Source organism: Candidatus Pelagibacter communis (assembly GCF_001180205.1).
Classification (GTDB): Bacteria; Pseudomonadota; Alphaproteobacteria; order Pelagibacterales; family Pelagibacteraceae; genus Pelagibacter; species Pelagibacter ubique_O.
In genome coordinates this window covers 1-538 of the sequence record NZ_CVSU01000016.1, presented here as the reverse complement: position 1 = coordinate 538, position 538 = coordinate 1, and the positions used below count along the sequence as shown (strand labels likewise).

General features: G+C 28.3%; 1 protein-coding gene. It reads left to right on the top strand.

The genetic code is table 11. The features are described from left to right. Positions 1-150 precede the first annotated feature (150 nt). A complete protein-coding gene (locus AMO08_RS00640; RefSeq protein WP_179850721.1) occupies positions 151-408 on the top strand; it encodes a 50S ribosomal protein L18 in 258 nt (85 codons plus the stop codon). The last annotated feature ends 130 nt before the right edge of the window (positions 409-538 follow it).

Here is a 538-nt window from a genome sequence, read left to right as displayed (position 1 = left end):
GGTGTGGGAGAATAGATATAAATATTATGCAAGATAGAAATAAAGTAATAAAACAAAAATGGAAGTTAAAAAAGACGAGGCTTAAATACCATTTGAAAAATAAGAATATTAATAATTTACCTCGTCTTGTTGTTTTTAGATCAAATAAAAATGTTTTTTTTGCAATTATTAGATGATGTAAATAACAAAACAATCTTGTCAGTATCTAGTGTAGATAAGGAAATAAAAGGATCTATTGATAAAGCTAAAAGTAAAATTGAAAAGAGCACGATTGTTGGTAAATCCATTTCTGAAAAAATGAAAAAAGAAAATATTAAAAGAATTATTTTTGATAGAAATGGCTATAAATATCATGGTCGCATAAAAGCCGTGGGTGACGCTATTCGTGCTGAAAAAATTCAAATATAACGGGGATTGATTTGAGTACTTTTATTAATCCAACAGAATTAGAGTTACAAGAAGAAACAGTTGTATGCATAAATCGAGTATCGAAGGCTACTACAGGTGGTCGTTCAATGCGTTTTAATTCTGTTGTTGT

Excerpts from the sequence above, each read along its gene's own strand:
- AMO08_RS00640 (WP_179850721.1), top strand. The coding sequence starts at position 151 with ATGTTTTTTTTGCAATTATTAGATGATGTAAATAACAAAACAATCTTG.